The organism is Thiorhodospira sibirica ATCC 700588 (assembly GCF_000227725.2).
GTDB lineage: Bacteria > Pseudomonadota > Gammaproteobacteria > Ectothiorhodospirales > Ectothiorhodospiraceae > Thiorhodospira > Thiorhodospira sibirica.
The window spans coordinates 1,624,395-1,633,408 of the sequence record NZ_MU255056.1; the positions used below are offsets into that span (position 1 = coordinate 1,624,395).

Genomic DNA, 9,014 nt, shown 5'->3' on the forward strand with positions numbered 1-9,014 from the left:
GAGGGGCAGGCGATAACTTTAACTCGGCCACCTTTTGTCTTGACAATGGGGTCCACCTCACCGTACTCGGCGCTCCCATAAAAATAGGCCACGCCGTGCGGGGTGCTCCTATGGCGCTTTTGGCGGGCTTGTCCCTTTGGGTGCAATCATGCCAAGGTAGGCATCATCCACTCAATGAGATTCGCTGATGCAAGACCATACTGTGTTTGATCTGTTAGTGATTGGTTCGGGACCGGGGGGCTATCGGGCGGCGGTTTTGGGGGCGTTGCGCGGTTTGACGGTGGCGTTGGTGGAGGGTGGGGAGTGGGGCGGCTGTTGTTTGAACCGGGGCTGTGTGCCGAAAAAAACCTGGTATCACACGGCGCGTCTGATGCGTGCGCAGCGCCATTTTGCCGAGCGCGGGGTGCAGGGGCAGTTACGCGCTGATTTCAATGCCGCGTGGGAACATCAGCAGGGTGTGGTTGAGCGCATCCGCAACAGTTATGTGCAGTATTTGCAGCAGCTCAAGATCACCGCCTTTCACGGTCACGCGGAGTTTTTTGATCCGCACCGCGTCCGGGTGCAGCGCGGATCGACGCACGAGGAGATCCGCGCCGCACACTTTATCATTGCCACCGGCTCAACCCCCACGATGCCAGCCCCCTTTAAACTGGTTCCGGGAAAAATCATCAATACCGATGGCTTGTTCAACAATCCGCCGCCGTCGGGGCGTCGCATTGCACTGATTGGCGCGGGGGTGGTCGCGGTGGAGCTGGCGTTTATTCTGACGCAATTGGGGCTGGAGGTGCTCTGGCTGAGCCGTTCAATCCCGCTCAAAAAACAGCCCTTTAGTGATTCGGCGCGGGCCTTGTTAAATCAGGCACTGGCAGAGCAGGGTGTCGGGGCGCGCCAGAACGCGGTGATTGCGCAGGTACACTGGGATGATGGCGGAGTTCGTCTGCATCTTGAGGATGGCACGGTTGAATCGGTCGATTGGGTCTGTCTGGCAACGGGCCGACAGCCATACACGCGCGGTCTGGGGCTGGAACGCACGGCGATTGAGCGGGATGCGCAGGGCTTTATTCAACGCAACGCCTACCTGCAAACCGCCCATCCGCACATCTACGCCATCGGCGATGTCGCCAGCCCCTGGATGAGCGCCAATCATGCGCTGGCCGATGCGCGGGTGGCGCTGCATAATCTGCTCCATCCGCAACAGCGGCAAGCGGCTGATGTGCGACGGATTCCCCTGGTGGTTTATAGTGCGCTGGAAATGGCCTGTATCGGCTTGAATGAAACCCAGGCCGAGGACCTTGACTATGAACCGGCGGTGGGCTTTACCGCCTTTAGCGCCTCGCCGTGTGCCTTGGGACAAAGTGCGCCGGAGGGTTTTGTGCGTCTGCTGGCTGACCTTGATACCGGGCGTTTGCTGGGGGGGGAGATTGTCGGTGAACAGGCCGGTGAACTGATTCACCTGCTTTCTTTAGCCCCTGACCCCAACACCGCGCTGGCCTATCTGGCGCAAGGTCGTTATAACCATCCAGCCCGCGCCGAGGAGCTGCTCAATGCCACCGAAACCCTGGCGCATCAGTGGGGATTGACACCATGGATCTTCGGCGATCAGCCTCGTTAAGGCTCCGGTAGTAGACCGCTCGCCGCCCTTATGCCCATGAGCTTAGAAGGTTTTTTTAATGCCGCAAGCCAATATTTTAATTGTTGATGATGAAGCCACCAATCTGGCGGTGTTCAGCGAGTTACTCACGCCGATCTATCAGGTGCGCGCCTGCAAATCGGGCGAACAGGCCCTGCACATTATGCGTACCCGCCAGCCGCCGGATCTGGTGTTGCTGGATGTGATGATGCCGGGCATGGATGGCTATGCGGTCTTGGCGCAGTTGCAAGAAGATTACGCCCTTAAAGACATTCCGGTGATGTTTATCACCGCGCTCAGTGGCATTGAGGATGAGGAGAGCGGTTTACAGCGCGGCGCGGTGGACTATATCACCAAGCCGGTCAAACCGGCGATTTTGCTGGCACGGGTCAAGACCCAGCTGGCGCTCAAACAGGCGCGGGACTTGCTCAAGCAGCATAATCTCCATCTGGAAGCGGAGGTCGCCCGGCGCACCCGGGAAAATATCCTGGTACAAAACATTAGCCTGAGTGTGATTCTGGAGCTGGCCGAAACCCGCGATAATGAAACCGGCCATCACATTACCCGCACCCAGGCTTATGTGGAGCTGTTGGGGCGCAAGCTGCAAAAGCAGCCCGCCTTTGCGGCGCTGCTTGACGGGGCGCAATTGGAAATTATGGTCAAGGCTGCGCCTTTGCATGATATTGGCAAGATTGGCATTGCTGACCGGATTTTATTAAAGCCGGGCAAGCTGGATGCGGCGGAATGGGCGGTGATGCAAACCCATACCACCATTGGCGCTCGCACCTTGCGCCGGGCGCTGGACCGGGCGGTATATGCCAATATCGAGACGACGCAGGAATCCCGGCCCGAGGCGCTGGCGGTGCTGGATGTCGCCAGCGTGATTGCACAAAGCCATCATGAGCGCTGGGATGGCGCCGGTTATCCAGAGGGCTTGGCCGCGCAGGCTATTCCCTTAGCGGCGCGCTTGATGGCCCTGGCCGATGTCTATGATGCGCTGACTACGGCGCGGGTCTACAAAGCGGCCTGGTCACACGAGCAAGCCCTGGCCTATATCCTGGAACAGCGCGGGCGCCACTTTGACCCGGCTGTGGTGGATGCCTTTGTGGCGGTGCAGGATTCGTTTATCGCCATTCAACAACAGTTTGCCGATAACGGACTGGATTGAGTGGTTTCAATCCTTGTTGTAGTGGATTTAGGGTTTAAACTTCGCCAGGCGCTGGCCCAGGCCCGCGATAGTGGGGTTTGTTTCAATCCTTGTTGTAGTGGATTTAGGGTTTAAACCTCAGATCTGAGGTGGTATTGTGAATTTTGAGTTTGTTTCAATCCTTGTTGTAGTGGATTTAGGGTTTAAACTTATACGATCCGCACAGCCGCAGCTTTGTGCATTTGTTTCAATCCTTGTTGTAGTGGATTTAGGGTTTAAACCGAGTCCTGCAATCGTTACCGTATAGCTGCTCATGTTGTTTCAATCCTTGTTGTAGTGGATTTAGGGTTTAAACGAAGAATATCGCGGCGCATGATGAGCGCAATCACGTGTTTCAATCCTTGTTGTAGTGGATTTAGGGTTTAAACGCTTGGCTAGCGGGCGGGCGGCCTCTTTTAGGTATGTCGGTTTCAATCCTTGTTGTAGTGGATTTAGGGTTTAAACCTGCTGCGTCACCCGCCACAAGCCGAGCTGCTTAAGTTTCAATCCTTGTTGTAGTGGATTTAGGGTTTAAACTTTTCAGCGAAAGCATGAGCATTTGATAAAAACAAAGTTTCAATCCTTGTTGTAGTGGATTTAGGGTTTAAACTAAAAAATTAAATATAAATTGTTTCGCCAATGGTGTGTTTCAATCCTTGTTGTAGTGGATTTAGGGTTTAAACCAATTGACTTGACCGCTAAGGAGTTGACCGTACTGGTTTCAATCCTTGTTGTAGTGGATTTAGGGTTTAAACCTATTGCCAGTTGTGTGATTATCGACGGATAAACTTGTTTCAATCCTTGTTGTAGTGGATTTAGGGTTTAAACCCCATTTGGTAGTAAATCGCTTTAAAATCAATCAAATAAGGATTTATTGCAGATCTTTTTTTGGGCTCTTTTTTCATAAAAAACAGGGATAACAAGGCTTTTTAACATGGTCTTTACATCGAAAAAAGCGAATTATTTGCTTTTCCTTCAAAGATTTAAAGCGTGCCACCTACAGCAGCTCAATATTTTTGTCTCAGCAGTCGCGCCCTGGTGAAAAGGCACTGGTCTGAGATGTTACTGAAATTTTCGTTTAATGCAAGCCGAGGCTGCAGGAGGCCTCGTGGAGTTTATGCGGAGCTGGTGCTCCGCGCTCCCAGGGGTCACGCGATATGACCGAGCAGGAGCGCACCCGGCGCGCCTTGATCGCCGAACACAAAAAATCCCAGCAAAAGCAGCAGGCCATTGCTGCCCGTCTGAAACTGCACGCGCAACTCCTCGGCGCAATCAATCAAAGCCCTGCCGCGATTATTAACCCGGCAACCAAATAGCTACACTGCTGCATATTGAATAGATTCAGCCTGGAAATAGCTCGCAACTCGCTTAGGTAGTTTTTGCAGTTTGCGAAGATGAGACAGCACTTTCTGTTTCAATTGATCCTTGTTTCGCGCTGGCGAACCTTTGTGAACGCCTGCTTTCAGGTCACAGTTCAGATATTCATCAGGATTCAACTCAGGAGAATACGGTGGTAGATAAAAGACTTCGATCTCAGCCGTATGATCGCTTAGCCATACTTTGACCTTGCGCGCATGATGAACTTTGAGATTGTCCAGAATCAAGAATATCTTGCACTCACTCCCCCTGATCAGGCGTCTCATGAAATCGATCAGCAAATCCGCATTCATGTTGTCTTCATAAATGCGAAAACGAACTTTGCCTTGATTGGTCACCGTCGAGATCAGATTGATGGATGCACGCTTGGCATTCTGCCTCAACACCGGCGTTTGACCCTTGGGTGCATAGCCACGCACGTGCTGGCAGTCCGTCCTCAACCCCGTCTCATCTCCCCAGTGGATCTCCGCCCGTTCCGCCTTGGCGCGGCTCTGGATCTGGGGATAGTCCACCTCCAACCACTGTTGCACATCTGTCGAGCGCTGCTCATAGGCTTGTTTCTTTGGCGTTTGCACTGTGAATCCCCACCGCTTGAGGTATTCACCCACCGAACGAATCGGCATCCGCAACCCGGTCTCCTGCCTGATCAACTCCTGTACCGCTTCTCGCGACCACAAGGCATAGGGCATTTCCAGTTGATCAGGCGTGTGCTCCCTTAGCAGTGCTTGCAGATCGGCTTCTTCATCCGGTGCCAGCTGTCTACCAGAACCCAGACGGCGACCTCGTTGTTGGCGAAGCAACGACTCCACGCCTCCTGCGCGATACTTTGCCAACCAGCGGCCTACCGTCTGATAATGAACGCCCAGCTGTTCTGCAATCTCGCGCTGACTCAAGCCGCTCTCGGAAAGACGAACCGCCGTCTTGCGCTTCTCTTCCTGCGCCGCAGGGTGTAGGGTTCTGGCATCATCTTTTTTCATGCATCAAATCATAGCACAATGTGGATCTATTTGGTTGCCGGGTTAATAACGGCGAAGTGGAGGCCTTTGCCCCGGCTCTGACGGAACGCATCGGCAAGGCGCTGTGCATTGCGCGGGTGTCGGTGTGGCTCTACAACCCCGCACACCGCCGCTTGTACTGCCTGGATCTTTATCAATATGGCAATGACACACACACCCAGCCCCAGGCAATGGCCTGGCGCGACTTTCGCTGTGTTCTGCGTGCCATCCGCCACCAGCGCTACCTGCTCAGTGAGCAGCCACACACTGAGCCACGTCTGCGTTGCCTGTATCCGCACTACCTTAAGCCCGCGCAGATCAAAAGCCTGTTGTATTGCTCCATTGTCTCCCACGGCAAACCCGTGGGCGTGGTGTGTTTTGAACAGCAGGACGGGTCAGCACCCTGGGAAAGCGAGGCCATCAGCTTTGGCTGTCAGGTGGCGGATCAGGTGGGCATGGTGTTGCTCAATCAGCATCGTCTGCAAACCACACAGGCCCTGCGGCGTAACGAGCTTTTCTTGAATCGGGCGCAAGCCGTGGCCAAAACCGGCCATTTTTATATGGACTTACGCACCCAGGCGCTGGAATGGTCCGATGAAAGCTATCGCATCTTCGGGCTGGATAAAAAAGACGGCCCCCCCAGTTTTGCCCGCTTTATGAGCTGTGTGCATCCCCTGGATCGCGTGCAGGTGGCGCAAAACTGGAAGCGGGCGCAGCACTGCGAAACCGCCACACAAATCACCCACCGCATTCTGCTCAACAACCGCCTGCGCTGGATTGAGGCGCGCATCGAAGTGGAACGCGACGACACGGGCATATCCTCTGTGGCCCTGGGCACCTTCCAAGACATCACCCAGCGTGTCGAAACCGCCAAAGCCCTGGAAGAATACCGCCAGCACCTTGAAGAGCTGGTCGCCTCGCGCACCGCCGAGCTCAAGGCCGCCAAGGTGGCCGCCGAGGTGGCCAACACCGCAAAAAGCGCCTTTTTATCCAATATGAGCCACGAGATTCGCACCCCGATGAATGCGATTCTGGGCTATGCGCATCTCATTAAACGGGCCCCCCTGACCCCCGTACAACACAGCCAGCTCGACAAGCTGTTAAGCTCGGCCCAGCATCTGCTGCAAGTGATCAACGACATTCTCGACATCTCCAAAATCGAGGCCGGCAAAATCACCCTGGAAGTGGCCGATTTTGAGCCGACCCGCATTCTCGATCATGTTTGCGAGCTGGTAGCGCAAAAGGTGGCGGACAAAAACCTCGATCTGCACGTCGATCTGGATCACCTGCCGCTGGTATTGCGCGGTGATGGTCTGCGACTGTCGCAAATCCTCATCAACCTGCTCAGCAATGCGGTGAAATTTACCGAACGGGGCAGCATCTGCGTACTTGGCCGGGTGGTCAGGCAAACGGCCCAGCAGGTGGTGCTGCGTTTGGTGGTCAAAGATACCGGCATCGGCATGACCGCAGAGCAAATCCAGCGCCTGTTTCAAGCCTTTGAACAGGCCGACAGCTCGACCACGCGCCGCTATGGCGGCACCGGCCTGGGGCTGGCCATCAGCAAGCGGCTGGCCGAACTGATGGGCGGCGAGATGGGCGTGCGCAGTCAACTGGGCCAAGGCACCGAGTTTTGGCTGGAGGTTCCCTTTGCACTGTCGCATACCTTGCCGCAAAACGCCCCGAGTCTTGACCTGCTCGCCGGGCTGCGGGTGTTGGTGATTGACGATTTCGCTGAGGCCCGCGAGGTGCTTGCCCAGCTGCTGGCAGAACTGGGAATGCGCCCGGAAACCGTCTGCTCCGGGCAAGCCGGACTGGATGCCATTGTAGAGGCCGACCACGCCAAAGATCCCTATGGCCTGGTGATTATCGACTGGAAAATGCCGGACATGGACGGCTTTACCACCGCGCAACGGCTCAAGGCCCTGCCCTTGGAAAATATGCCCAATTTTTTAATGGTCACGGCGTACGGCGACCAAATTCCCGAACACGCCTCCAGCCTCACCGGCATCAGCAAAATCCTCAGCAAACCCGTTACTCGCTCGATTCTGCATGACACCCTGGCGGCACTGATCCAGCAAAATGGCCAGGCACAACAGCAACAACAGCGCAACACCCAAGCCCTGGAATACGCCCTGTGGCAGCGGCGCGGCGCCCATATCCTGCTGGTTGAAGACCATGCCATCAATCAGGAAGTCTCCACCCAGCTGCTTGAAGCGGTGGGGATGCAGGTCAGCATCGCCGAAAATGGCCAGATCGCCATTGATAAAGCCCGCGCCTCTGCCTACGACCTGGTGCTCATGGACGTGCAAATGCCGGTTTTAGATGGCCTGCGGGCAACTCAGGCCATCCGCGCCCTGCCAGGCTGGGCAACGCGCCCCATTCTCGCCATGACGGCCAATGCCTTTGATAAAGACCGCGAACGCTGCATCGCGGCGGGGATGAATGATCATGTCCTCAAGCCGGTCGAGCCGGAAAAACTCTATGCCACCCTGGTGCGCTGGATTCCCGCCCGAACGCATGAACAGCCGGACCTCGTGCCGCCCAGCTTGACACACACCGCCGCCGCCATGGACACCCAGCAATCCATCCTGCTGCAACGGCTAAGCACGGTAGAAGGGCTAGAGATTCTCGCGGGCTTGCGCATGGTGCGCAACGATGTGAACCGCTATCTGCGGCTATTGCGCCAATTCATGCACACCCACGCCAACGACATCGACCAAATGAACGCACACCTTGAAGCGGGCGAATATGCCGCACTGCGCCATCTCGCCCATGCCCTCAAAGGCGCCGCCGGAACCTTGGGCATGATCCATCTGCAAACCCTCGCCCTGCCGCTGGAAAAAGCCGCCGAACAAGGAGAAGCTCCCGCCCTCATCCAGGAATTTTTACAAAACCTCGCCACCCAATGGCAGCACACCGCACAGGCCATCAACCCCATCCTCGACCCGCTCGACACCCCCGCGCCCAGCGTACAGCCAGACCCAGCCGATCCGACCCAAACACACACCCTGCTAAACACCCTGGAAAGCCTGCTCGCCGACAGCGACACCCAAGCCAATACATTCCTTGCGCAACACCAAAAACAACTCAGCGAACTCTGGGGCGAACACCTCAAACCCTTGGCGCAATACATCGAAAACTACGATTACGCCCAAGCACTCCAAACCCTCAACCAGATCAAAGACCATTTGCTCAGATCACCCGAACAGCCCCCGCACAACACCCCTTTATGCCGAGCCAGAGCTCGGCGCTCCTAAAAAAACCACTAAGAAGCTGTTTGGAAACTACCGCCTCAAGCCAAGCGGTTAGCCAGCAGTCGACTCATTGCGAGATAAATCCAGGCTTCGCTGCTCGACATCAAGCGCTCGTAGTCCTTGCTCAGACGGCGTGAGTGGTTCAGCCAGCCAAAGGTCCGCTCAACAACCCAGCGTCGCGGCAACAAAACAAACCCTCGGCGCTCCTTGGGACGCAAGGCCCCCGTCAAGACGAAACGAAAGCGCTGGGCAACCCAGTCAACCAGGCGTCCACTGTAGCCGCCGTCAACCCAGATCGTGCGCAGCTTTTTGCAATGACCGGGGAGATGGCGCAGGAGTTGGCGCGCCCCATCACGGTCTTGCACGCTGGCGGCGGTGACAACGACGGCCAGCACCAGCCCCAGGGTATCGACCAGAAGATGGCGTTTGCGGCCCTTGATCTTCTTGCCGGCGTCATAGCCGCGCTCGCCAGGAATCGCCGTGGTCTTGACGCTTTGGTTGTCCAGACACCCGGCGCTCGGATGCTTGTGACGCCCGTGGCGTTGCCGTAGCCGAGCGCGTAGCCTGTCATG

6 protein-coding genes and 1 CRISPR repeat array are annotated in these 9,014 nt (G+C 56.1%); of the genes, 4 read left to right on the forward strand and 2 right to left on the reverse strand.

Features of this window, described 5'->3' with window-relative positions:
• The first annotated feature begins 187 nt into the window (after positions 1-187).
• The 3 genes from THISIDRAFT_RS07755 (at position 188) to THISIDRAFT_RS07765 (ending at position 4,132) form a co-directional block, all read left to right on the forward strand.
• Complete coding sequence (locus THISIDRAFT_RS07755) at positions 188-1,612, forward strand: dihydrolipoyl dehydrogenase family protein (RefSeq protein ID WP_006788800.1); 1,425 nt, start codon at positions 188-190, stop codon at positions 1,610-1,612.
• Positions 1,613-1,670: 58 nt separating this feature from the next.
• The gene (locus THISIDRAFT_RS07760; protein WP_006788801.1) at positions 1,671-2,798 is read left to right on the forward strand and encodes a response regulator; all 1,128 of its coding nucleotides are present in this window, start codon (positions 1,671-1,673) and stop codon (positions 2,796-2,798) included.
• A 3-nt stretch (positions 2,799-2,801) separates the two neighbouring features.
• Positions 2,802-3,644: direct repeats of the CRISPR family, unit length 37 nt; unit sequence GTTTCAATCCTTGTTGTAGTGGATTTAGGGTTTAAAC.
• Positions 3,645-3,973: 329 nt separating this feature from the next.
• Positions 3,974-4,132, forward strand: coding sequence for a hypothetical protein (locus THISIDRAFT_RS07765; protein WP_006788802.1), 159 nt, complete (start codon positions 3,974-3,976; stop codon positions 4,130-4,132).
• Here the strand turns inward: THISIDRAFT_RS07765 and THISIDRAFT_RS07770 are convergent, their stop codons facing one another.
• Positions 4,133-5,170, reverse strand: a complete 1,038-nt coding sequence (locus THISIDRAFT_RS07770) for an IS630 family transposase (RefSeq protein ID WP_006788700.1) — start codon at positions 5,168-5,170, stop codon at positions 4,133-4,135.
• A gap of 20 nt (positions 5,171-5,190) precedes the next feature.
• Here THISIDRAFT_RS07770 and THISIDRAFT_RS07775 point away from each other — a divergent pair, with 20 nt between their 5' ends.
• Positions 5,191-8,445: a response regulator gene (locus THISIDRAFT_RS07775; protein ID WP_006788701.1), complete on the forward strand. Its 3,255-nt coding sequence runs from the start codon at positions 5,191-5,193 to the stop codon at positions 8,443-8,445.
• 35 nt (positions 8,446-8,480) lie between these two features.
• Here the strand turns inward: THISIDRAFT_RS07775 and THISIDRAFT_RS07780 are convergent.
• The coding region (locus THISIDRAFT_RS07780; protein ID WP_221913977.1) for an IS5 family transposase at positions 8,481-9,014 on the reverse strand (534 nt) is incomplete at its 5' end.

Coding starts and splice junctions, on each gene's coding strand:
- THISIDRAFT_RS07755 (WP_006788800.1), top strand. CDS start 188: ATGCAAGACCATACTGTGTTTGATCTGTTAGTGATTGGTTCGGGACCG.
- THISIDRAFT_RS07760 (WP_006788801.1), top strand. CDS start 1,671: ATGCCGCAAGCCAATATTTTAATTGTTGATGATGAAGCCACCAATCTG.
- THISIDRAFT_RS07765 (WP_006788802.1), top strand. CDS start 3,974: ATGACCGAGCAGGAGCGCACCCGGCGCGCCTTGATCGCCGAACACAAA.
- THISIDRAFT_RS07770 (WP_006788700.1), bottom strand. CDS start 5,170: ATGAAAAAAGATGATGCCAGAACCCTACACCCTGCGGCGCAGGAAGAG.